Below are 23030 nucleotides of genomic sequence, written 5' to 3' on the forward strand. Positions count from 1 at the left end.
TAAAAGGCATAAAAAAAGAGCGAACCCTTAGGACTCGCCCTTTTTGTACTGAATTGCCAGTGCTTATGACTGTTTTGGTGCTTTAAGCATATCAACCATAATCGCAACAGATTCATCTAAATAAACATCAGGTGCTTCGTAGTCTTTAGGCACATCATCCAAAGATTTGAATGTTTTCTTACCCAAAGCCGTTTGACGTTCATTAATACGTTTCAAACGTAATGCTTCTGCTTTATCTGACTCGTCTTTGCGGACTTTCTCGTTTAGAGACAACATGTTGTCGTCTTTTTCTTTACGATACTGCTCAATGTCTTCGTTAATGAAACGGAATTCCATCTCATCAGCGATTCGCTTATTGTGAAGTTCTGTCAAGTTTGCAATCAACTTGTCGTTATCTGGGAATGTCTGATAAGTCGCCTTATCGATGCTATCCCAAGGCAGAGCATTGTCTTCAACACTTTCACCGGTTTCACTCGGATCAATTGGTGTTGGGTACGCAATGTCTGGCGCTACACCACGGTTCTGAGTACTGCCGCCATCGATGCGGTAGAACTTTTGAATCGTATATTGAACATAACCGAGCTCTTTATCGAAAAGATCGTAGATATGATTCAATGAACGATGCTGCTGAACCGTACCTTTACCAAACGAGTTTTCGCCAAGAATGACGGCGCGGTTGTAGTCTTGCATTGCAGCTGCGAAAATTTCAGATGCCGATGCACTGTAGCGGTTGATTAATACCGTCAAAGGACCATCGTAACTTACCAGTCCGTCGGTATCAGCATTAACTTTGATGCGGCCATAGCTGTCGCGCACTTGTACGACTGGGCCTTCTTTAATGAAGAGGCCAGTAAGTGCTGTTGCTTCAGTAAGAGCACCACCACCGTTGTTACGTAAATCAACGATGATACCGTCAACGTTTTTCGCTTTTAGGTCATTAAGTAACTTGTCTGTGTCTTGTGAAAGACCGACGTAGAAACTTGGTACTTCAAGAACACCAATCTTCTTGCCGTCTTTCTCAATGATCTCAGACTTAACCGCTCGGTCTTCTAAACGAACTTTGTCGCGCACAATTGTGACAATGTAACTCTTTGCGTCATTACCTTCTGGCAAGATTTGTAGATTAACCTTTGTTCCTTTAGGACCTTTGATTAATTGAACTACATCATCCAGACGCCAGCCAATCACATCGACAATTTCTTCACCGTCTTGACCAACACCAATGATACGGTCCCCTTCACCAAGTTGCTTACTCTTAGACGCAGGGCCACCAACTACCAATGAACGAATAATAGTGTAGTCATCTGTCATTTGCAGAACGGCACCAATCCCTTCAAGAGACAGGTTCATTTCTGATTGGAATTGCTCGGCGTTGCGAGGAGAAAGGTAACTAGTATGAGGGTCGACCTGTCTTGCGAAGGCGTTCATATAAAGCTGGAACGCGTCTTCATTGTTGGTCTGTGTGATACGCTTCATCGCGTTGTTATAACGCTTCTCTAAAACTTCTTTAATTTCAGGCCATTCTTTGCCCGTCAGTTTTAGATTCAAAGCGTCATATTTCACGCGTTTGCGCCACAACTCATTAAGCTCAGCTTCATCCTTTGGCCATGCGGCCTCTGATCGATCTAGCTCAATCTCGTCTGCGTTATCAAACTTGATCTCTTTGTCGAGCAAAGTCATCGCGTAGGCGAAACGTTCAAAACGTTTTTGCATTGAAAGATTGTAAACATCAAAAGCAATCTTGTTGTTACCAGCTTTAAGCTGATCATCAAGTTCAATTGACCAATCTTTGAAGGAATCAATATCCGCTTGAGTGAAAATATTTCTATTGTAATCAAGCATTTCTACATAGCGTTCAAAGATCGCTTTAGAGAAATCATCGTTTAGATTGAAATGCTTATAATGAGAGCGGGTAAATCGAGAGGTGACTCGTTTGCTGGCTGTTTCGTGCTGAACTTCAGGAGCGAGAACCGGCAAGTCATCTTTATGTAGTTTGGCTTCGAGAGCCTGAGCTGATGCTGCTAGCCATAAGCTAGCAGCAATCAGGGTCACTTTTGAACGGCAATTCATGCGTAGGAGTATCTCCCTTATGCGCGCAAGTGCTCCGCTTTTACAACCATTTGTAGGCCGTTAGCAAGTTGAACACGTACATCATCCTTATTGATCTCAACAATGGTCGCTGCCATGTTTCCTTTGCCCATGTTCACGTTTACTGCATTGCCTACTGTGATTTCATCAGCATTTAGAGCGCGCGTTTCTACAGGCTTAGTTGGTTTTTGTACTTTTGGTTTGTTAGTACGGCGAGGCTGTTGAGGCTTTTTATTAGCCGCAGGTTTCGCTTTCGCCTTACCCTCTTCACGAGCTTTCTGTGCTTGTTCTTTACGACGAGCTTGAACTTTCGCTTTGCTTTCAGCAAGTGTCGCTTTAGCGTGTTCTACGTGTTCTTCTTCTAGTTCACCACAAGGGTTGCCATCTAGGTCAACACGTACCGCACCTGGTTTTACACCGTGTAGGTAACGCCATGATGAAGTGTACTGTCTTAACGCTGCACGAAGCTGAGTTTTGCTTACTTTTTCGTCTTCATTTAGACGTTCCGCAAGATCTTGAAAAATACCAATTTTCAGAGGTTTTGCTTCACCTTCTAAAGTAAAGCACTTAGGGAAACATTCAGCAATATATGCGATAACTTCTTTGCTGTTTTTTAACTTTTCAGTCATGAGGGTTCCTGATTTGAGCGGATTTCCGCGAAGCATTAAGAAAAAATATTCTCGTATTATAGTGACATGCCAAGGAAAAACCACACTCGTGGGCTAATTTATGCGTCGTTCGCGTGTGAATTAAGCAGCTTTTCTACTTCTGACATAAAATGAGTGAGACCTTCCTCGTCTGTTTCATTGAATCGACCGATACTTGGGCTATCGATATCCAATACGCCAGCAACTTTTCCATTGATTGAAAACGGAATCACAATTTCAGAATTACTCGCAGCATCACATGCGATATGACCTTCAAATTCGTGAACGTCGTATACTCTTTGAGTAGTATTTGTTTTTGCAGCTGTTCCACAAACGCCTCGTCCCATTGGGATACGAACGCAAGCTGGTTTACCTTGGAATGGGCCTAATACAAGCTCATCCCCTTTTGTTAGGTAGAAGCCTGCCCAGTTGAGGTCTTCAAGCTCCATAAATAGTAAAGAGCTCAGGTTCGCCAAGTTAGCGATAAAGTCTGGCTCAGATTCAATTAGGGCTACTGCTTGTTTGGTGAGTCGTTGGTATTGTTCTATGTTCATATTAACTTCCTACTTATTATTAAAGCTTCCATTCTCTTCGTATGGCGCTAAAATGCTGACCTACTTTAAAATAGGACTTATTCTCAATTACAATGATTCCGAAAAATGACACTATTAGCCGTTCTTGGTTGATAACACAAGTTAAAAAGCACAAGTCCAAGCTGATTTTAGCGAACTTGATTGCTATTGTGGCGACCTTGATTAGTGTTCCAATCCCTCTTCTTATGCCATTAATGGTTGATGAAGTGCTATTGGACAAACCTGCCTCTGGTCTTTCTGCCATGAACGCTGTGCTTCCTGAAGCGTGGCATACCCCAACTGGATATATCTTTTTCACGCTTTTTTTAGTTGTGCTCATGCGCGCAGCCAGCCAAGCGTTGAACATTGTTCAAAGTCGTCAATTCACACTGGTATCGAAAACCATTACGTTTGAGATGCGCAGTAAAATGATCGACAAATTGGGTCGAATCAGTATTCGTCAGTACGAAACCAAAGGCAGTGGAGGAATTAACGCCCACCTTATTACTGATATAGAAACCATCGATCAATTTGTTGGTTCGACACTCGCAAAGTTTGTTATCAGCTTTTTGACCGTAATAGGCACCGCTATCGTTCTGCTTTGGCTAGATTGGCGTCTGGGCTTATTTATTCTACTCGTAAACCCTATTGTCATTTATTTCTCTCGCAAACTTGGCAGTATGGTCAAGCATCTCAAGCGTAAAGAAAACCACTCGTTCGAAATTTTCCAAAACCGACTGGTAGAAACGTTGGATGGTATTTACCAGCTGCGCGCTGCCAATAAAGAGCGCGAATTTCTTCAGCAGCTAAAAGAGAGCGCCAATCAAGTCCGCGTCGATGCTGACAAATACGCCTGGCAATCAGAAGCGGCTGGTCGAGTTTCTTTCTTGCTCTTCTTAATCGGTTTTGAATTATTCCGTGCGGTTGCCATGTTAATGGTGATGTTTAGTGACCTAACAATTGGCCAAATTTTCGCTGTATTTGGTTATCTATGGTTTATGTTGTCCCCTGTTCAAGAGCTTCTTGGAATACAATTCTCTTGGTATAGCGCAAAAGCTGCATTGAAACGTATTAACGACCTTCTAGAGTTGGAAGAAGAAGATAGACCTGTCTCGAAGGTGAATCCTTTCAACGAAACACGCGAAGTCGATGTAAAAATCGAGCATGTGGATTTCTCATATAATAATGAGAACAAAGTGTTGGATGACCTGTCGTTACATATTCCAGCGGGCAAAAAAGTTGCGTTAGTGGGCGCGAGCGGCGGTGGTAAATCAACACTGATTCAACTGCTAATTGGTGTTTACCGACAGAACGCAGGTAGCATTCGTTTTAATGATGAGTTAACAGAAGATATTGGTTTTGAAGTGATCCGCGACAAAATTGCCGTGGTATTACAGCAACCTATACTATTTAACGACACCTTGAGGCATAATCTGACGCTCGGTGGTCACTTTGATGAAATGTCCTTGTGGAGAGCGCTCGAAGTTGCTCAATTACAAGATGTGATTTCTCAACTTAACCACGGTTTGGATACGCAAATTGGCCGCAACGGGATTCGTTTATCCGGCGGACAACGCCAACGCCTAGCGATTGCACGTATGGTGTTAAGCAATCCTCAATTTGTTATTTTAGATGAAGCCACGTCTGCGCTCGATACTGCAACAGAAGCTGCACTACATAAAGCGCTAACAGAATTCCTACGTGGTCGAACAACCTTAATCGTCGCGCACCGTCTATCGGCAGTAAAACAAGCAGATTTGATCTATGTGCTTGAAGATGGGAAAGTGACACAAACAGGAACCCATGGTGAGCTCGTTGAGCAAGAAGGCTTATATCAAACCTTGTACGGGGGCATTCAGTCCCAAGCTTAAACCCTTCTTATTAGAGAGGTCTTTATGATCTCTCTGTCTAAGCATGCCATGCAACCTAATAGTGTGCGTTTATGCCAAGGTTGCGAACTCCCTGTCGATATTGTCGATTTACCTAACGGTAAAAATGCACATTGCCCACGCTGTGGTACGCAATTATATCGCGGAGGCAGCCCTAGCCTTTCTGGTAATTTAGCGGTCGCGATAACCTGTATCCTGCTATTTATTCCGTCGCACTTCTTTAACTTCATTAGCATCAGGCTTTTTGGTGTGATGATTCCGGCAACCTTACCCTCTGGGATGATAACCTTGATGGAAGAAGGCTTTGTTCTTCTTTCATTGTTAATTCTATTTTGTAGCTCACTTGCCCCATTGACCGTATGTGTCTCGGTCGTGACTGCACATATCTCATTGCATCAAAGATGGTTTAAGGGGCTGCGCGTCTCACTGTGGCTGATTCAACATTTGAAACACTGGGTAATGTTGGATGTATTTTTGGTCAGCATTGCGATCTCTTGTTTTAAGCTTCAAGACTATTCAGATATTTTTGTTGGCCCGGGCTTGATTGGCTTGGTCTTGCTGCAAATATTTACTGTTCTTCTGGTATCACGCATCAGCGTTCGTCGTTATTGGGAAGCTTGGAAACCAGAAAACACGTACTCTTTCGAACACAAAGATGTGCATTGTCACGAGTGTCATCTCTCTCAACCTGAAGGTGAGCGTTGCCGACGTTGTCATCATGAGCTCTATCATCGTAAGCCAAACTCGATTCAAAAAACGTGGGCTTACCTAGTCGCGGCTACTATCGCGATTTTTCCTGCTAACCTTATTCCTATTTCGATTTTGATAACCAACGGTCAACGCCTTGAAGATACGATTTTCTCTGGTGTTGCGTCTTTGGTCAGAAGCGGAATGTATGGTATCGCCATTATTATTTTTGTTGCCAGTATCGTTGTGCCAGTCGTTAAGATCCTCGGCCTTGCCTATATTATGCTGTGCATCAAATTCAAGCGTTCGGTGTTTCGAAGACAACGAATGATGGTTTACTTTGCAGTAAAGTGGATCGGTAAATGGTCTGTCATGGACTTGTTTGTTATTTCTATCATGATGACCTTGGTCGATCGCGGTCAAATACTCGACTTTACACCAGGTTACGGCGCGGTCGCGTTTGGTTTAGTCGTTGTGCTGACAATGTTAGCCGCAGAGAGTATTGACCCAAGGCTAATCTGGGATGAAGCCCCAAAACAATCAGAAAAAGAGTCAATTAATGAGTGATCAGAACAATTCTCAAACATCGTATGTGCCTGATGTTAAGAGGAGCAAAGGCATATCTCCACTTTGGCTACTGCCAATTTTGACGATGGTGCTCGCCGGCTGGCTTGTGGTGAAGTCCATCCATGATGCGGGGCAACGAGTACAGATTTACTTCTCCGACGCTGCTGGTTTGGTGGCGGGACGCACAACTATCCGTTACCAAGGTTTGGAAGTCGGTATGGTGCGTGACATTAATTTGTCCGAAGATCTCGGCAGCATTTACGTGGATGCAGACATCTACCCTGAAGCAACGAAGTTACTAAACGATAAAACGCGTTTTTGGCTCGTCAAACCAACCGCGAGTTTAACTGGTGTGTCGGGCTTGGATGCGCTTGTTTCTGGTAACTACATCTCTATCCAACCGGGGGACGGTCAAGAATTTGAGACCACATTCCACGCTCTCGATTCGGCGCCAACGGACCTACGTGTTTCGCAGGGTTTGAACATCAAGCTTAAAAGCCGAGACTTAGGCGGCGTGTCGATTGGCTCTCAGATTGTCTATAAGAAAATTCCTATCGGTGCGGTTTACAGCTACCAACTGGATGAAGATGCAAAATCCATTACTATTCAAGCCAATATCCAAGAGACATATCGACACATCATCAATGACCGCAGCCGTTTTTGGAATGTCAGTGGCATTGGCGCCAGTATTGGTTTTGAAGGCGTTGACGTACGCTTAGAAAGCATGAGCGCCCTACTTGGTGGCGCTATCGCGGTTGACTCCCCGGACGATGGCGAACCAGTGGAAGAAAATACCGAGTTCCGCTTATATAAAGACTTAAAAACAGCAGGTCGAGGCATTGCGATCAAAATTGCTCTACCTGACGACAACAAAGTCAGCAGCGAAGGCGCACCAATCATGTACCGTGGCATTGAAATTGGTCAGGTCACCGACTTAAGCCTTTCTGAAGGACGAGAAGTCATTTTGGCGTCAGCAGCAATTCAGCCTGCTTTCAGTGACATGCTTACCACTGGCACTCGCTTTGTTTTGGAAGAAGCGAAAGTGTCGTTGTCTGGTGTCGAAAACATTGCAAACCTAGTTAGAGGAAACTTCCTCACTATCGTTCCTGGCGACGGCGAACGCTCTCGCCGCTTCACTGCAATTCGCAAAAACGTATTTAATCAACAGCAAGAAAAGTCTATCGCGATTCGCCTAATTTCTGACAACTCATTTGGGTTAGATAGCGGTGCGAACGTGCTCTATAAAGGTATTGTGGTCGGCTCCATCATCAACGTAGGTTTGGTTGATGAGAAAAAACAAGCGAAGCACGAAGTCTTTATGGATGTGCTGATTGATCACGAATACAAGCATCTTATTAAGTCAAATAACCGTTTTTACGTGACTGGCAGCGCTTCTGCAGAGCTTACTGAATCTGGGTTGAGCGTCACTGTTCCGCCAGCAAAACAACTATTGACCGGTTCTATCAGTTTCGTCAGTGAAGGTTCTGAGTCGATTCAGAAAGAATACCAACTGTTCCAAAATGAATCGTTAGCAGAACTCGCGCAGTACAACAAAACTGGCTCGAAAACATTAATGCTGTTTGCTTCAGAGCTACCACCAATTTCGAAAGGCAGCCCTCTACTCTATCGAAATCTGCCTGTAGGTAACGTCTCGGACTTTCATCTCGTCGATGGTGGCGTATTGATTAAAGCGACCATTGAAAATCGCTTTGCTTATCTGGTCACCCCACAAACCGTTTTTTGGAATCGTTCAGGTATCGAAATTGATGCCTCACTTTCTGGCGTTAGCGTTAAAGCACATCCACTAAAATCTCTAATTGAAGGTGGAATTGCCTTTGATTCCGTGCCTGGCGTGGAAAACAAAGTTGGAGAACGTTGGAAACTTTATGCTGATCAGCAAAAAGCGCGCAAATTTGGTCGAGTCATTTCACTAGAAACCGACGGTACGCAAGAAGTGCTTAAAGGTATGCCGATTGAATACCAAGGCGTGAAGGTAGGTGAAGTAACGCTTGTCGTACCGAATTTCCGTCGCAATCTGGTTGAAGTCACCGCCCGAATTTTGCCGGAATACGTGGAAAATATCGCGGTAGAAGGCACGCATTTTTGGCTAACTGAACCTGAAATTGGCCTTGGCGGCGTGAAGAACTTAGGTGCGCTGGTTTCAAAATCTATCAGCGTTGAACCGGGTAATGGTAAGGCGAAGTTCGATTTCCCATTAGAAAAAGGGTTTGACCGTGTAGAAGGCGTCATGTTTACCCTGCAAAGTGAGCAACGCGGTTCGGTTCAAGTCGGCACTCCTGTTCTCTACCGTCAAATGGAAGTTGGTCAAGTTACCGATGTTCGCTTAGGCGAGTTCGCTGATCGCGTGGTTTCCACCATCAAAATCAAGCCTGAATACGCGTATTTAGTGCGTCAAAACAGCGTGTTCTGGAATGTGTCTGGTGTGGATGTTTCTATCGGTATTACTGGTGCGAACATCAAAGCAGGTACGATTGATAGCCTCGTGCGTGGTGGCATTGCATTTTCAACGCCAGAGCAATCACAAATTCCACCAGCAGCAAAACGTGGTCACTCTTTCTATCTTTACCCACGTGCCGATGAAAGTTGGGTTCAATGGAGAACGCCAATTCCTAAGCCCTAAGGCGGGATATTGATTCGATGTAAAGAGCAGCAATCGCTGCTCTTTTTTATGGTCGTTAACCTTGTCACTATTCGTTTCTGCGTCGCTTTCGTATATTATTTGCGGCAAATTCTGCAAACGAGATTCCACATTGCATCCTAATGTTTACATCCCAGACGCGTTTCTGGAAAAAATCCAAACTATCCTTCCTGCGAACCTCAACATGGAAGATTTCATCTCTGCATGTCAAAGGCCTCTTCGCAAAAGTATCCGCGTAAACACGCTCAAAATGAGTGTGGAAGACTTTGTTAAGCGCGCGGAAGACAAAGGATGGACATTGTCACCCGTCCCTTGGTGTGACACTGGTTTTTGGATTGAAGCCGACGAGTCGGTTGTACCATTAGGCAACACAGCAGAACACATGTCTGGCTTATTCTACATTCAAGAAGCCAGCTCGATGATGCCGGTATCTGCCTTATTCATGAATGACGAATCTTACGATGCGGTACTAGACACCGCTGCTGCACCAGGTTCAAAAACCACGCAGATCGCCGCATTAATGAAAAATGAAGGTGTACTTGTCGCGAACGAGTACGCGGCAAGCCGCGTAAAAGTTCTGCATGCCAACATCGAACGCTGTGGTGTGCGCAATGCCGCTTTGAGCAACTTTGATGGCCGCGTTTTTGGTGGTTGGTTACCTGAACAATTTGATGCGGTATTGCTTGATGCCCCTTGTTCTGGCGAAGGCACAGTTCGTAAAGATGAAGATGCCATGAAGAACTGGACACAAGCGTCCGTTCTAGAAATCGCAGATACGCAAAAAGATCTCATTGAAAGCGCATTCCACGCACTTAAGCCAGGTGGCGTGCTAGTTTACTCAACGTGTACGTTAAGTACCGAGGAAAACCAGCAAGTTTGCCATCACTTAAAAGAAACCTTTGGTGACGCGGTTGAGTTTGAGAGTCTGGATGGATTATTTGAAAATGCAAACGCCGCATTAACAGAAGAAGGTTTCTTACACATCTTCCCTCAGGTTTATGACTGTGAAGGCTTCTTTGTTGCGCGTATTCGCAAACACCATTCTGTAGAGGCGCCACAAGTGAAAAAGCGCATGGGCAAATTCCCGTTCGTAAAAGCGTCGAAGAAAGAATCAGAAGAGATTTCAAAGCAACTACACAACGCATTGGATATTGAGTTACCTTCCGAAAGTACGGTTTGGCTCCGAGATAAAGACGTTTGGCTATTCCCAGACGCGCTTGAGCCTATGATTGGCGAATTACGTTTTTCTCGCATGGGCATTAAAATCGCTGAAGCACATAAAAATGGCTACCGTTGGCAACACCAAGTCGCTACCGCGCTGGCGACGGGTGCTGAAAGCAACGCTATTGAGCTAACGATTGAAGAAGCACGTGAATGGTACATGGGCCGTGATGTTCGTCCTCAAATCATTCCAGAAGGATTGAAAACGGGTAAAGGCGAAGTGCTAGTTAAGTACCAAGGTGCGATTATCGGTTTAGGTAAGTGGGTCAGTAACCGCATTAAAAATGGTCTTCCTCGTGAGTTAGTACGAGATAAGAACTTATTTTAAAGAAATGACGAACCATAAATAAATGAAAAGCCATCGTATTTGCGATGGCTTTTTAGTTCGTAAGTATGAAAGCTCGTAGGGCTGCTAGCGATTCAAGCTCGCTGTACTAAACTGAAGATATCAAAGTAACGCTTTGATACGGCATTTCTCTCTACGTTAGCCACCCAATAAATGGTTGACGAAAGTTTAGCGCAGGCTCTGTAGAGCCGTTTCCCCTAGGCCCAAAAAATGGAAGAGTTTGGGCCGTTTTTTTGGCTGCTTTCTAGCGTTTAAGCAGATAAGTTAAGCGAGACGGATACCGTCTTTCTCAATCACAATCTTACCTTGCTTGTACAAACCGCCGATGGTCTTTTTGTACGTGCCTTTACTTGTACGGAAAGCATCAAAAATCGCTTCTGGTGATGACTTATCGTTCAGAGGAAGGAAACCGCCCTTCTTCTCCAAGAGATCAATAATCTTGCTTGAAAGATCATCCATCTTCGCCACGCCGACTTTTTGTAGAGATAAGTCAATTTTGCCATCTTCACGGACTTGCTTGATGTAACCTTTCAGTTTTTTACCGATAAACAGCTTACCAAATACATCAGAAGGGAAAATCATGCCCCAGTGTTTGCCGTTTACAATCGCTTTGTAACCAAGTTGGCTGCGTTCTGCGATAATCAGATCAACTTCTTCGTTTACTTCGTAGTTTGCTGGCGTTTTATCAAGCCACTTGTTGAACTTCGTCGTACCAACAATACGTCCCGACGCTTTATCGGTGTAAACATAAACCAGAATGTTTTGACCCGCAGTAAAGCGAGCTCGTTGCTCACTAAATGGGATAAGAAGGTCTTTCTCTTTAATGCCCCAGTTTACGAATGCACCCGTTTGATTGATGCCTTCGATTTTCATCAAGCCCCACTCGCCTACTTGAGCGATTGGCTTGTCAATGGTCGCAGCAAGTTGGCTTTCTGAGTCAAAGTACAAAAATACTTCGATGTGATCGCCAAGTTCAGTGCCTTCAGGTACATGTTTGTTAGGCAGCAGAACAGAGCCGTAATCGTCACCATCCAGAAATACGCCAAAATCAGCCTTTTTAATGACTTCTAAGCTGTTAATTTGACCAATTTTAATCATTGATATTGTCTCTCTTAAAATTTACACGGAATTATACCTAAACTAACAAGAAAATCAGAGAGAAAAGCAAACCTCTCTGTTATGCTGTCTGCTCGGCTATTTGCCCCAGTCACTCTCTTAGCAATCTCGACCTTACACGCTCAACTACATTACGTAAGGCTAGAGTGCTTTAGCAAAGTCAGGAGCTTTCTTTGGTCACCGTCGATAAACAAGACTCAGTAACATTAAAAATTAGCCACGCGCTCGCAGAAAGCAAAAGTGTCGACCTAGATATTTACTTCTTTGTGCCTGGTGAGCTTGGTTTAAGCGCCGATATCATCAGTGAATCCGAATTTTATTACACTTCTATCACTCAGCAACGTGCTTATTACAGTACAGAAATTCTATTGCCGCTTGTTCACAGCCGATTAGCCAAGCGCGGACGTCTTTCTAATCAGCAATACCGCGTAAGTTTGAGTTTGTTCGCCTACCAGTACGTTATCGCATTAGATAAAGCAGTGGCGAGTTTAAATAAGCACGAGAGCAACTCCGTTACAGAAGATGAAGTGGACGAAGTCATTGAGTTGACGCTTGAGATCTTAAAACGCTTGAGACGCTCTATCCCTTATGAAGAAAACTTAAAGCGTTACTACGTTAATATTGATAACTATTTGTCGTGGTATACCGAGCAGAAGTTTTTGTCTCTCGTCGCTCATCTTCCTCGAGAAGGCGATTACAGCACCATTAAACAGCGTTTGATTACTCTGTGTGAGAAAGAACAAGCACATCGCAAGCTAAACAAATACAACTCTCCACGCGTGGTTGAAGACGTGACGCGTCTTTCAAACAAAATGCGTTTGTTAAGACGTCTGATTGAACACCCTATTGTTTTGCGTGAGCAAACTATCTCCATGGGTAACAACATCAAGCGAGCGATTAAAGGGATTGCGACGGGCTTGGTTATGGTCGTAGTGACATCGACCGTTATTCTAGCCCGAGACTACCTTGGCGAGATCTCAGCGTCTTTCATTATAGCGATGTCTTTTATCTATGCTTTACGCGAGATTTTTAAAGATGATCTGCGTGATGCGATGTGGCGTTGGATTCGTAAAGGCAAACCTAAGTGGCGTAAAAAGTACATCGACCCGACGACGAAGAAAGTCGTCGGTAAAAAATTAGAATGGCTTGATTATAAAACGCTATCGAGCTTGCCAGACAAGATTCAACAGATTCGTAAAAAACGCGTCGTTCAAAGAGAAGAACAAATTCTTCACTACCATGAAAAAACAGAAATGGCGACGTCGCTCTTTTTAAGTGGTTACGAACAGACTCGAGAAACGTTGAACATCAGTTTGCGCCCGATCATCCGCCTAATGGATAAGAGCTCAAACCGCGTTTATCGTCTAAATGAAGGGCAAGTGACCAAAGAGTCTGTAGAGAAACGTCATTTACTCAATGTGATCGTCAAAGAAGACAACCACACTGATGCGCCCGTTTACTACCGTTGGAAAGTCGTGCTAAACCGCTCGAAAATAGTCTCTATAGAGAAAATCGAGCTCAATTAAAAAACGGATTCAAACTATTAAGCAGCCTTCTTTGTATGTTGAGCTGCTTTTTTTATGGATAGAGTAAGCGCAAACTCTGCCATCGGCTCCTGCCCATGTAGGCTCGGACACAGTGCGATGATCTTCACATCACGATTAACACGTTCACCAGTGGCAATGGTATGGTCTAGCATATCATCAATGACATGGCCGTCATTACAAACGAAATGAACATCCGCTTCTGGACGTTTTAAAAACTCCGCTTTCACTCCTTTAAATGCTAAAGAAATCGCCTCGCCTTTTTCCTGAGCTTTGCTCATAGCAAGAAAACCACCAGCCACATCAGCACCAACGGCTAATGCACCAAAATACATACTGTTTAGGTGATTCTTTGTTCGTCGTCTAAGTGGAATGCGCACTTCAACGTGCTTACTATCAATGGCGATAATTTTTGGGTGACACAGCCAAATCAGAGGCACTTTCGAAAAGCCAAAGAGATTGAGATACAAATTTGCGCGACGTACTGCTGATAACATTTTGGTCTCCTTACCAAACTACTCTGACCAGTTAATCAACGAACGAAATGGATGTCAAAGAAATGTTAACAAAAGCTAGATCTAGACAGTTATTGAGCATACTTTCAGTGACAGCGTCACCTCGCTCGAATAGAGAAGCATGAGGTTCGTCGCACTAAACTCGCTTGACCGAAGGTGAGATAGAAGAAAAGGTTATAAATTCAAATGTATATATATTGATTTAATGATCAAGTTTTGTCATTTATACATAAGTCATTTAAATGAATACCAACACCTTTGTATACAATTCGGTATTTCCTGGGGAAGATTCCCGTGAAACGGTTTATTCCTGCCTGTAATTCCGTTATCTTTACCCCTTCGCAATAGAGAATAAAGCTATAACATGCCTATAAAAACAGATGAATTGAGAACCCAACCTTTGGGTCCAATGCCTACCCCAGCGGAGCTAGGTAGTGTACATCCGATCACGGATGACGTTGCAGATCGCATCGCTCAATCTCGTCGTCAGATTGAAAACATTTTAACAGGTGAAGACGATCGCCTTCTTGCTATCGTTGGTCCATGTTCTGTTCACGATACTGAAGCCGCAATTGATTACGCGAAACGCCTGAGTGAAATCCAAGATAAGTACAAAGACGAGCTATTTATCGTTATGCGTACTTACTTTGAAAAGCCTCGTACAGTAGTTGGTTGGAAAGGTCTTATCACCGACCCTAACCTAGACGGTTCTTATGCGCTTGAAGCTGGCCTTCACAAAGCTCGTAAACTGCTACTGGATATCAACAAGCTTGGTCTTGCGACTGCTACTGAGTTTCTTGATATGATCACTGGCCAATACATTGCGGATTTGATCACTTGGGGCGCAATTGGCGCACGTACGACAGAATCTCAAATTCACCGTGAAATGGCATCAGCGCTATCTTGCCCTGTTGGCTTTAAAAATGGCACAAACGGTAATGTGAAAATCGCGATTGACGCGATTCGTGCCTCTCAAGCTTCACACTACTTCTACTCGCCAGATAAGAATGGTCGTATGACGGTGTACCGCACAAGTGGCAACCCATTCGGTCATATTATTTTGCGTGGCGGCGAAAAAGGTCCAAACTTTGACGAAGCGTCTGTGAAGCAAGCGTGTGATTCACTTGCTGAGTTTGGTTTACCTGAGCGTCTTATTGTAGACTTCAGCCATGCAAACTGTCAGAAGCAGCACCGAAAACAGCTTGATGTTGCAAGCGACATTTGTACTCAAATTAAGTCAGGCAGCACTCGCATTGCGGGTATCATGGCGGAAAGCTTCATTATGGAAGGCAACCAGCCAATGACTGACATTAACAACCTAACTTACGGTCAATCAATTACTGACCCTTGTTTAGGTTGGGACGATACAGTAACTATGCTAGATATGCTGGCAGAAGCTGTAAAATCCACTAAGTAATTCATCCATATAACAAGATAATCAAGGAATCTTCATGCCATCGTTTGATATTGTTTCAGAAATCGATACCGTTGAACTACGTAACGCCGTTGATAACGCTAACCGTGAACTGTCTACTCGTTTCGATTTCCGCAACGTAAATGCGAGCTTTGAGCTAGTAGAAGAAAACGTAAAAGTGTCTGCGGAAGGTGACTTCCAGCTTAAGCAAATGCGCGACATCCTACGTGGTCACTTGGCAAAACGTAATGTTGATGCAAATGCAATGGACGCTCAAAACCCAGAAGTAACGGGTAAAAACTGGCATCAAAATATCCTGTTCCGCCAAGGTATCGATACACCGACAGCGAAAAAACTGGTTAAGCTAATCAAAGATGCGAAGCTAAAAGTACAAGCGTCTATCCAGGGCGACAAAGTACGTGTAACTGGTAAGAAACGTGATGACCTGCAAGCAACTATCGCTGCAATCCGTGAAGCAGAGCTAGGCCAACCGTTCCAGTTTAACAACTTCCGTGATTAATATGTTTTGCTAATTGGTATTCTATACCAGTTAGAAGAAGCAAAATAAAAGCGCGGACGTATTTTTCGTCGGCGCTTTTTTATTGTCAGTATTTTGTAGAGCGTTGTTTTTGCTAAAGCGTCACAAACTAAATCACAAGATCTTGCCCTTGCAGCAACATGAATTCGCTTGTGCCTTGAGGAATGAACACGCACACACGTAAATTGTCTTTTTTCGCTTTGGCTAACTTATCAGACAGTTCTGCCGCATTTGAAAAGGCCTCACGTTCGGCATCTCTTCTTACCAGCTCCATTGCATCGGATTCACACTTAGTCGAGTACAGCGCGAGTTCGGCTTGCTGCATGTAGCGAACGGCTTTGATTGGCAGCATTTCGACGTCTTTTCCGAGATGAATCCAAGTACAGCTGCCCTTCTCATCCAATGGGTTTGCCATCGTTGTCTGATAGATCGTTTCAAGCTCGCGGTTATTACGCGCGTTTTCAACATCAGGATTCGAGAAGAACTGCTCCCAGAACTTACGGCGTAAATCGACACTTGGTAACGCTTCTTTGATCGAATTACGTTTCGAGTTGGCAAACTCGGCCATCAAGCCCATGTTCTGAGGAAGAATCGCTTCAAGCTTTTCACGAATATTGCGAATCAGTACCGGAGACGCTCCACCACTTGAAATTGCAATCTGGATTCTGCCACGGTTGATCATTGAAGGTGTGATGAAGTCACAGTACGGTTTGTCGTCTACGACGTTGACCAAAATGCCAAGCTCTTTGGCATTTTTATACACCTGGTGATTCAACTCTGGGTTATCAGTGGTGGCCCATACTTGAACAAAACGTTTTGTGACAAGGTCACTTGAATAAAAGCGTTGCACCCAATGGATTTGGTGCTCATCGGCAAGCCTTGATAAGAACTCAACCAAAGTTGGAGAAACAATGGTGACATTCGCCCCAGCCTTTAGTAGCGCTTCCACTTTACGGCTCGCCACTTCTCCACCACCAACAACAAGTACTGGTTTATTCACTAAATCTAAGAACAGAGGAAAATATCGCATTTCAATCCATGATTACTCTTATTTGCTATTGCTACTCATGCTACCAAAAATGGGGCAAACACATCACCCTGTTTCGACATCACAAATAATTTTTGTTCAAATTTTTGCGTAACTCAGTCGAGCTAGGCTAATGATAGATTTAATAACAACTTTTTATTCTCTCATTTTATTCACTCTTCTATTGATTGTTCTGATGCACCAAATTGACCGAGTTTTGCACTATTTACAAACAATTAACATTTCGTCATTCTAATTCTCAAGGAGCTTTGGAAGTTCTCTCAAAACTCTATTTAAATTATATATTTGAGAATTAACAGATCCTTTCCTACGCTTATAACTGGTTGATTTATCGATTGCCGTTTCTTCGAAAATCAACCACGTAGGACAATAAATACTAATAAATTGGACAAGTTATTTCAGGTCACTCCTGATTAAACATGGATCATACAGGAAGGATACAAATGGCAAACAAACTAACAATTCTTGCTTCCGTCGTAGCGGCTTCTACTGCCATGATGGCGACATCAGCACAAGCAGCAGACACGACTCTGGACAAAGTCACAAAACAAGGTTTCCTTACTTGTGGCGTAAGTACCGGTCTACCTGGTTTCTCAAACCCTAACTCAAAAGGTGAATGGGAAGGTATCGACGTAGAATATTGCCAAGCACTGGCTGCAGCCGTTCTTGGGGATAAAACGAAAGTTAAATATGTACCCCTAACCGCGAAAGAACGTTTCACTGCACTTCAATCGGGTGAAATCGATGTGCTTTCTCGTAACACTACCTGGACACTACACCGAGATACTGCGCTCGGCCTAAACTTTGTTGGCGTTAACTACTATGACGGTCAAGGTTTCATGGTCAAGAAAGATCTTGGCATTTCTAGCGCTAAAGAGCTTGATGGTGCGTCAGTTTGCGTACAGTCAGGTACAACAACCGAACTCAACTTAGCGGATTACTTCCGCAACAGTGGCATGTCGTACAAACCTGTGGTGTTTGATACGGCGGCGCAAACCTCAAAAGGTTTCGATGCCGGACGCTGTGACGTGCTAACGACTGACCAATCGGGTCTGTACGCACTTCGTTTGAATCTGAAAGATCCTTCTTCTGCAGCGGTTCTTCCTGAAATCATTTCTAAAGAGCCACTTGGCCCTGTGGTTCGTCAAGGCGACGATCAGTGGTTCAACATCGCTAAGTGGACGTTAGCAGCAATGGTGAATGCGGAAGAATACGGCATTACCTCTAAGAATGCGGATGAGATGTTGAAATCTCAAGATCCAAACATCAAACGTATTTTGGGTGTTGATGGTCCGAAAGGTAAAGGCCTAGGTATTCGTGATGATTGGGGTTACCAAGTCGTCAAACAAGTGGGTAACTACGGCGAAAGCTTTGAGCGCACAGTCGGTAAAGGTTCGCCTTTAGAGATCGCTCGTGGTGTTAACGCACTTTGGAATGCCGGCGGCTTCATGTACGCGCCACCAATCCGTTAGAAACGAGTTAATCAGGGCGGTTCATGCCGCCCTTTTTCTTGAATATATCAATCTGGATGAGTAAGGATCGCTCATTGGCTGGAATAAGCCTTGGTCAGTATGATATGGGTTTGGGCAAGTAACTCGCGCTACAAATCTATTGCAAGCTAACACTAGGTTAAGCCTTTAGGGACAACCACTTATTTATACAGAGTGATATCTATAACTAAGGTTTGAGGTTATCGCTGTATGAAACCGACTAAAGATACATCGCCAAGTACGATGTCCAAACCGAGCGGAAGCAAGAGCTTGATTTATAATCCTGCCTTTCGTTCTGCTATTTTCCAGATCATTGCTATAGCTGCACTGGTATTTTTCTTTTATACCATCATCAACAATGCGTTAAATAACCTCGATGCTCGGGGCATCGCGACAGGCTTTGGTTTCCTGAACCAAGAAGCTGGTTTTGGTATCGGGTTAACTCTCATTGAGTATAACGAAACGTATTCTTACGGCAGAACGTTTATCGTGGGTCTTTTGAATACAGCATTAGTCTCTGTGCTGGGTATAATTCTCGCCACCGCGATTGGTTTTACGATGGGTGTAGCGCGTCTCTCAACAAACTGGTTAGTTAGCCGTTTAGCCGCGGTTTACATTGAGACGTTTCGAAATATCCCCCTTCTTCTGCAAATTTTTTTCTGGTATTTCGCAGTACTGCAAGCATTACCATCGGCAAGACAAAGTTTGAGCCTTGGCGAAGCTATCTTCTTAAACGTGCGTGGGCTTTATTTTCCTGCGCCTGTGTTTAATGAAGGCAGTGGTGTTGTGATTGCTGCGTTTGTTATCGGGCTTATCGCTACGATCTCTATCTCTATTTGGGCTACAAACAAACAACGCCTAACAGGCCAACAAACCCCGATGGGACGAATCGGTTTAGGGCTTCTTGTTGGCTTGCCTCTGCTGGTTTACTTCGTTTCCGGTATGCCAATCTCTTTGGAATACCCAGAACTGAAAGGTTTCAACTTCAAAGGTGGGATCAGCATCATTCCTGAGTTGGCAGCTCTGCTATTGGCGTTAAGTGTTTACACCGCCGCCTTTATTGCGGAAATCGTACGCTCCGGTATCAACGCGGTGAGTCATGGTCAAACAGAGGCCGCGATGTCACTTGGTTTGCCTCGTGCTAAAACGCTCAAGCTGGTTGTTATCCCTCAAGCTTTGAGAATCATCATTCCTCCACTTACAAGCCAATACTTGAACTTAACGAAGAACTCTTCGTTGGCAATGGCTATTGGTTATCCGGATCTGGTTTCTGTGTTTGCTGGTACAACCTTGAACCAGACAGGACAAGCCATTGAGATCATCGCAATGACAATGGGCGTTTATCTAACGTTGAGCTTGCTCACGTCTGCGTTAATGAACTTGTACAACCGCAAAGTTGCGCTGGTGGAGAGATAATATGAGTACACATCAATTTCAGCCCGATCTCCCGCCACCATCAAATACTGTTGGCGTGGTTGGGTGGTTACGCAAGAATTTGTTTAATGGCCCAGTCAACTCCATTGTCACGCTTATTCTTGCTTATATCGTTTTTAATGCGCTTTGGCATATTGTCGATTGGGCATTCATTAATGCTGACTGGATTGGCTCAACGCGTGATGACTGTAGCCGAGAAGGTGCATGCTGGGTGTTCATCAGTGTTCGCTGGGAGCAGTTCATGTACGGCTTCTACCCAGAAGCAGAACTTTGGCGTCCTCGCCTGTTTTACATCACGCTCGCGATTTTCACTGTGCTTCTTGCCTATGAAAAAACACCAAAACGCTTATGGATTTGGCTGTTCTTTGTCAACATCTATCCGTTTATCGTTGCTGCGCTTCTCTACGGTGGTGTGTTTGGCTTGGAAGTAGTTGAAACGCACAAATGGGGCGGATTGCTGGTCACACTGATCATCGCGCTTGTTGGTATTGTGGTTTCATTACCGATCGGTGTCGCACTGGCTCTAGGTCGACGCTCTGATATGCCCATCATACGCAGCATCTGTACGATTTACATTGAAGTATGGCGTGGCGTTCCACTGATTACCGTACTATTCATGGCGTCCGTTATGTTACCGCTGTTCTTAGCTGAAGGTTCCGAAACGGATAAACTTATTCGTGCCTTAATTGGTGTGGTCATGTTCAGCGCGGCTTACATGGCAGAAGTGGTACGTGGTGGTTTGCAAGCCATTCCAAAAGGACAATATGAAGCTTCCGATGCGTTAGGTTTGAGTTACTGGAAGAAAACAGGCCTGATCATTTTGCCACAGGCACTCAAGATCACGATTCCTTCCATCGTAAACACATTCATTGGCCTATTTAAAGACACCAGTCTGGTACTGATCATCGGTATGTTCGATGTGCTCGGTATTGGACAAGCAGCAAACACCGACCCCGAATGGCTCGGCTTTGCTACCGAAAGTTATGTATTTGTCGCGTTAGTGTTCTGGGTATTTTGTTTTGGTATGTCACGTTACTCAATATGGCTCGAAAACAAACTTCATACCGGTCACAAACGATAACTCATCAAGATCAAGGACGTATTATGACGCAACAACAAGACTATATGATCCAGTTGAAGGACATGAACAAATGGTATGGTGAGTTTCACGTACTAAAAAACATCAACTTAAATGTAAAAAAAGGCGAAAAAATCGTTATCTGTGGCCCTTCAGGTTCAGGGAAATCGACCATGATTCGCTGTATCAATCGCCTTGAAGAACATCAAGCAGGCAGCATTTTTGTTTCTGGGACAGAGCTTACGGAAGACTTGAAAAACATCGAAGCCGTGCGACGTGAAGTTGGAATGTGCTTCCAACACTTTAACCTCTTTCCACACTTAACGGTCTTGGAAAACTGTACACTTGCGCCTATTTGGGTGAAAAAGATGCCGAAAGAGGAAGCGGAAGCGGTTGCGATGAAATATCTCAAACGCGTTAAAATCCCAGACCAAGCCGATAAATACCCAGGTCAGTTATCTGGTGGTCAGCAACAACGTGTAGCGATTGCCCGCTCATTGTGTATGAGTCCTAAAGTCATGTTGTTTGATGAGCCAACCTCCGCGCTCGACCCTGAGATGGTGCGTGAAGTGTTGGACGTTATGGTCGAATTGGCGGAAGAAGGCATGACCATGCTGTGTGTAACCCATGAAATGGGCTTTGCTAAAGAAGTCGCCGATCGCGTGATATTTATGGACGCAGGAGAAATCATAGAAGAGAACAACCCGGTCGACTTCTTTGAGAATCCTCAATCGGATCGCACGCAAAACTTCTTAGCGCAAATCCTGCATCATTAATCATCAACGCAGATAACGCTTTAAAAGCACTGATTTCGAACGAAGTCAGTGCTTTTTGTCATTTACATCACCAATCGTTGTGAGCACCAACGCAAAAATTCTTGGTGGTAATATTGTGTTACAAGTTGCCACATACATAACATCTTATTTCCATTATCATTTTATCTAGGATATGCATGGAAAGGGCTTGATTTTTTGAACTTTCAGCCCCATAAATGTACCAATAGTAAACTCCCTTATTGAGGATAATTATGAACAGTCCAATGTTTACTCGTTCAACAAGTGTTCCTAATACACTTGAAACTAACAAAGTACTGAAAAACACTTACTTCCTACTGTCGATGACACTGATGACCAGTGCTATCGCAGCAGTCGCGACTATGGCAATGCAAATTTCACCAATCATGGCGATTGTGATGCAGCTTGCAGCGATTGGTATTTTGTTCTTTGTTATGCCAAAGGCAATCAACTCATCATCTGGTATCGTTTGGACATTCGTTTTCACGACTCTAATGGGTGGTGCTTTAGGTCCAATGCTTAACTACTACGCATCAATTCCAAACGGTCCTACTATCATTGCTCAAGCTCTAGGTTTGACTGGTATGGTGTTCCTTGGCCTATCGGCTTACACCATTTCAAGCAAGAAAGATTTCTCTTTCATGCGCAACTTCCTGATGGCAGGTTTGATCATTGTGATCGTTGCAGCGCTGATTAACATCTTCGTTGGTTCAACAATGGCTCACCTAGTAATCAGCAGTGTTTCTGCACTCGTGTTCTCTGGTTTCATCCTATTCGATACAAGTCGTATCGTTCGTGGCGAAGAAACAAACTACATCAGTGCAACAATTTCGATGTACTTAAACATCCTTAACTTGTTCACTAGCCTACTAAGCATTCTAGGCATCATGAACGACGATTAATCGTTTCTCGTTAAGTAAAATCAAAAAGCCCGAAGGTAATTCCTTCGGGCTTTTTCTTTGTGTGCAATTCAGTGTATTACGCCTGCTCTACAGACAACTCGATAACTTCGTCTGCTTCTGGATTTTCTCTAAAGCGTCTCACTTTGATCGTTTCCTCTCCTAACATGATTTGCTTGGCGATTCGGTGCATACCATCAAAGACTCGGTAGTCACTAGTTAAGATCACGGGATACGATACATCGGCATTGTTGATGCGTTGGCAATGTTTCGCTATTTCACGGCAGGTTGGCTGCGGCCCTTCATCACTGAACCAGGTCACCTCATTCGGACCTTTAATGTCATCAATAGAAATTTCTTCTACGGGTAAGGATTCTGCAAGCTTCCAAATACGCTCAATAGACCAAGTGGATTTTACGTTGTCATTAATCTCAATGTAACGTTGTGTCGACATGACTGACTCCTTGTCATGAGTTTTGTTTCT

General features: G+C 44.0%; 19 protein-coding genes. 12 read left to right on the forward strand and 7 right to left on the reverse strand.

The window, feature by feature from the left end; all coding sequences use genetic code 11:
* Positions 1–63 precede the first annotated feature (63 nt).
* From prc to ACF8OV_RS14950, 3 genes are all read right to left on the reverse strand, one after another.
* Positions 64–2070: a carboxy terminal-processing peptidase gene (prc, locus tag ACF8OV_RS14940; RefSeq protein ID WP_053305183.1), complete on the reverse strand. Its 2007-nt coding sequence runs from the start codon at positions 2068–2070 to the stop codon at positions 64–66.
* A gap of 17 nt (positions 2071–2087) precedes the next feature.
* Positions 2088–2717, reverse strand: a complete 630-nt coding sequence (gene proQ, locus ACF8OV_RS14945; RefSeq protein ID WP_005458274.1) for an RNA chaperone ProQ — start codon at positions 2715–2717, stop codon at positions 2088–2090.
* Positions 2718–2815: 98 nt separating this feature from the next.
* On the reverse strand, positions 2816–3289 hold the full coding sequence (locus ACF8OV_RS14950) for a GAF domain-containing protein (RefSeq protein ID WP_005494950.1): 474 nt from the start codon (positions 3287–3289) through the stop codon (positions 2816–2818).
* 92 nt (positions 3290–3381) lie between these two features.
* Between ACF8OV_RS14950 and ACF8OV_RS14955 the strand changes: the two genes are divergently transcribed.
* The 4 genes from ACF8OV_RS14955 (at position 3382) to rsmF (ending at position 10658) form a co-directional block, all read left to right on the forward strand.
* On the forward strand, positions 3382–5178 hold the full coding sequence (locus ACF8OV_RS14955; RefSeq protein WP_005480797.1) for an ABC transporter ATP-binding protein: 1797 nt from the start codon (positions 3382–3384) through the stop codon (positions 5176–5178).
* Positions 5179–5202: 24 nt separating this feature from the next.
* Positions 5203–6450, forward strand: a complete 1248-nt coding sequence (locus tag ACF8OV_RS14960) for a paraquat-inducible protein A (RefSeq protein WP_021454179.1) — start codon at positions 5203–5205, stop codon at positions 6448–6450.
* Positions 6443–9091: an MCE family putative adhesion factor MAM7 gene (mam7, locus tag ACF8OV_RS14965; RefSeq protein WP_193285061.1), complete on the forward strand. Its 2649-nt coding sequence runs from the start codon at positions 6443–6445 to the stop codon at positions 9089–9091. Before ACF8OV_RS14960 ends, mam7 begins: the two co-directional genes overlap by 8 nt.
* Positions 9092–9221: 130 nt before the next feature.
* The gene (rsmF, locus tag ACF8OV_RS14970; protein ID WP_025509112.1) at positions 9222–10658 is read left to right on the forward strand and encodes a 16S rRNA (cytosine(1407)-C(5))-methyltransferase RsmF; all 1437 of its coding nucleotides are present in this window, start codon (positions 9222–9224) and stop codon (positions 10656–10658) included.
* Between the two features lie 282 nt (positions 10659–10940).
* Here the strand turns inward: rsmF and ACF8OV_RS14975 are convergent, their stop codons facing one another.
* Positions 10941–11774, reverse strand: coding sequence for a S1 RNA-binding domain-containing protein (locus ACF8OV_RS14975; protein ID WP_005457108.1), 834 nt, complete (start codon positions 11772–11774; stop codon positions 10941–10943).
* Positions 11775–11965: 191 nt separating this feature from the next.
* Here ACF8OV_RS14975 and ACF8OV_RS14980 point away from each other — a divergent pair, with 191 nt between their 5' ends.
* Positions 11966–13318, forward strand: coding sequence for a hypothetical protein (locus ACF8OV_RS14980; protein ID WP_029848496.1), 1353 nt, complete (start codon positions 11966–11968; stop codon positions 13316–13318).
* 17 nt (positions 13319–13335) lie between these two features.
* On the opposite strand, the gene ACF8OV_RS14985 is transcribed toward ACF8OV_RS14980, so the two are convergent.
* Entirely contained in the window at positions 13336–13833 is a 498-nt protein-coding gene (locus ACF8OV_RS14985) for a DUF4442 domain-containing protein (RefSeq protein ID WP_029845557.1), read from the reverse strand.
* 382 nt (positions 13834–14215) lie between these two features.
* Between ACF8OV_RS14985 and ACF8OV_RS14990 the strand changes: the two genes are divergently transcribed.
* Both ACF8OV_RS14990 and ACF8OV_RS14995 read left to right on the forward strand, forming a co-directional pair.
* Positions 14216–15268, forward strand: a complete 1053-nt coding sequence (locus ACF8OV_RS14990) for a 3-deoxy-7-phosphoheptulonate synthase (protein WP_005457114.1) — start codon at positions 14216–14218, stop codon at positions 15266–15268.
* Between the two features lie 34 nt (positions 15269–15302).
* Positions 15303–15785 carry a YajQ family cyclic di-GMP-binding protein gene (locus ACF8OV_RS14995; RefSeq protein WP_005457116.1) on the forward strand — a complete coding sequence of 161 codons (483 nt, stop codon included), beginning with the start codon at positions 15303–15305 and terminating at the stop codon, positions 15783–15785.
* 127 nt (positions 15786–15912) lie between these two features.
* Here the strand turns inward: ACF8OV_RS14995 and ACF8OV_RS15000 are convergent, their stop codons facing one another.
* Positions 15913–16833: a bifunctional precorrin-2 dehydrogenase/sirohydrochlorin ferrochelatase gene (locus tag ACF8OV_RS15000; RefSeq protein WP_392404377.1), complete on the reverse strand. Its 921-nt coding sequence runs from the start codon at positions 16831–16833 to the stop codon at positions 15913–15915.
* Between the two features lie 461 nt (positions 16834–17294).
* Between ACF8OV_RS15000 and ACF8OV_RS15005 the strand changes: the two genes are divergently transcribed.
* From ACF8OV_RS15005 to ACF8OV_RS15025, 5 genes are all read left to right on the forward strand, one after another.
* On the forward strand, positions 17295–18323 hold the full coding sequence (locus ACF8OV_RS15005; protein WP_005457119.1) for an amino acid ABC transporter substrate-binding protein: 1029 nt from the start codon (positions 17295–17297) through the stop codon (positions 18321–18323).
* 228 nt (positions 18324–18551) lie between these two features.
* Positions 18552–19757, forward strand: coding sequence for an amino acid ABC transporter permease (locus ACF8OV_RS15010; RefSeq protein ID WP_025518538.1), 1206 nt, complete (start codon positions 18552–18554; stop codon positions 19755–19757).
* Position 19758: 1 nt separating this feature from the next.
* Positions 19759–20856, forward strand: coding sequence for an amino acid ABC transporter permease (locus ACF8OV_RS15015; RefSeq protein WP_203505051.1), 1098 nt, complete (start codon positions 19759–19761; stop codon positions 20854–20856).
* A gap of 23 nt (positions 20857–20879) precedes the next feature.
* Complete coding sequence (locus ACF8OV_RS15020; RefSeq protein ID WP_005457131.1) at positions 20880–21629, forward strand: amino acid ABC transporter ATP-binding protein; 750 nt, start codon at positions 20880–20882, stop codon at positions 21627–21629.
* A gap of 251 nt (positions 21630–21880) precedes the next feature.
* Positions 21881–22549, forward strand: a complete 669-nt coding sequence (locus tag ACF8OV_RS15025) for a Bax inhibitor-1/YccA family protein (RefSeq protein ID WP_005494926.1) — start codon at positions 21881–21883, stop codon at positions 22547–22549.
* A 76-nt stretch (positions 22550–22625) separates the two neighbouring features.
* On the opposite strand, the gene ACF8OV_RS15030 is transcribed toward ACF8OV_RS15025, so the two are convergent.
* Positions 22626–23000 (reverse strand): chromosome partitioning protein ParB, encoded by a 375-nt coding sequence (locus ACF8OV_RS15030; RefSeq protein ID WP_005490570.1) that lies wholly within the window; start codon positions 22998–23000, stop codon positions 22626–22628.
* Positions 23001–23030 lie beyond the last annotated feature (30 nt).

Origin of the sequence: Vibrio sp. GLN_1, assembly GCF_043106015.1 — a bacterium.
In the GTDB taxonomy this organism is placed as follows: domain Bacteria; phylum Pseudomonadota; class Gammaproteobacteria; order Enterobacterales; family Vibrionaceae; genus Vibrio; species Vibrio parahaemolyticus.

Excerpts from the sequence above, each read along its gene's own strand:
- ACF8OV_RS14960 (WP_021454179.1), top strand. The coding sequence starts at position 5,203 with ATGATCTCTCTGTCTAAGCATGCCATGCAACCTAATAGTGTGCGTTTA.
- ACF8OV_RS15015 (WP_203505051.1), top strand. The coding sequence starts at position 19,759 with ATGAGTACACATCAATTTCAGCCCGATCTCCCGCCACCATCAAATACT.
- ACF8OV_RS14975 (WP_005457108.1), bottom strand. The coding sequence starts at position 11,774 with ATGATTAAAATTGGTCAAATTAACAGCTTAGAAGTCATTAAAAAGGCT.
- ACF8OV_RS14955 (WP_005480797.1), top strand. The coding sequence starts at position 3,382 with ATGATTCCGAAAAATGACACTATTAGCCGTTCTTGGTTGATAACACAA.
- ACF8OV_RS15025 (WP_005494926.1), top strand. The coding sequence starts at position 21,881 with ATGAACAGTCCAATGTTTACTCGTTCAACAAGTGTTCCTAATACACTT.
- ACF8OV_RS15000 (WP_392404377.1), bottom strand. The coding sequence starts at position 16,833 with ATGCGATATTTTCCTCTGTTCTTAGATTTAGTGAATAAACCAGTACTT.
- proQ (WP_005458274.1), bottom strand. The coding sequence starts at position 2,717 with ATGACTGAAAAGTTAAAAAACAGCAAAGAAGTTATCGCATATATTGCT.
- ACF8OV_RS14995 (WP_005457116.1), top strand. The coding sequence starts at position 15,303 with ATGCCATCGTTTGATATTGTTTCAGAAATCGATACCGTTGAACTACGT.
- prc (WP_053305183.1), bottom strand. The coding sequence starts at position 2,070 with ATGAATTGCCGTTCAAAAGTGACCCTGATTGCTGCTAGCTTATGGCTA.
- ACF8OV_RS15010 (WP_025518538.1), top strand. The coding sequence starts at position 18,552 with ATGAAACCGACTAAAGATACATCGCCAAGTACGATGTCCAAACCGAGC.
- mam7 (WP_193285061.1), top strand. The coding sequence starts at position 6,443 with ATGAGTGATCAGAACAATTCTCAAACATCGTATGTGCCTGATGTTAAG.
- ACF8OV_RS15030 (WP_005490570.1), bottom strand. The coding sequence starts at position 23,000 with ATGTCGACACAACGTTACATTGAGATTAATGACAACGTAAAATCCACT.
- ACF8OV_RS14950 (WP_005494950.1), bottom strand. The coding sequence starts at position 3,289 with ATGAACATAGAACAATACCAACGACTCACCAAACAAGCAGTAGCCCTA.
- ACF8OV_RS14990 (WP_005457114.1), top strand. The coding sequence starts at position 14,216 with ATGCCTATAAAAACAGATGAATTGAGAACCCAACCTTTGGGTCCAATG.
- ACF8OV_RS15020 (WP_005457131.1), top strand. The coding sequence starts at position 20,880 with ATGACGCAACAACAAGACTATATGATCCAGTTGAAGGACATGAACAAA.
- ACF8OV_RS14985 (WP_029845557.1), bottom strand. The coding sequence starts at position 13,833 with ATGTTATCAGCAGTACGTCGCGCAAATTTGTATCTCAATCTCTTTGGC.
- ACF8OV_RS15005 (WP_005457119.1), top strand. The coding sequence starts at position 17,295 with ATGGCAAACAAACTAACAATTCTTGCTTCCGTCGTAGCGGCTTCTACT.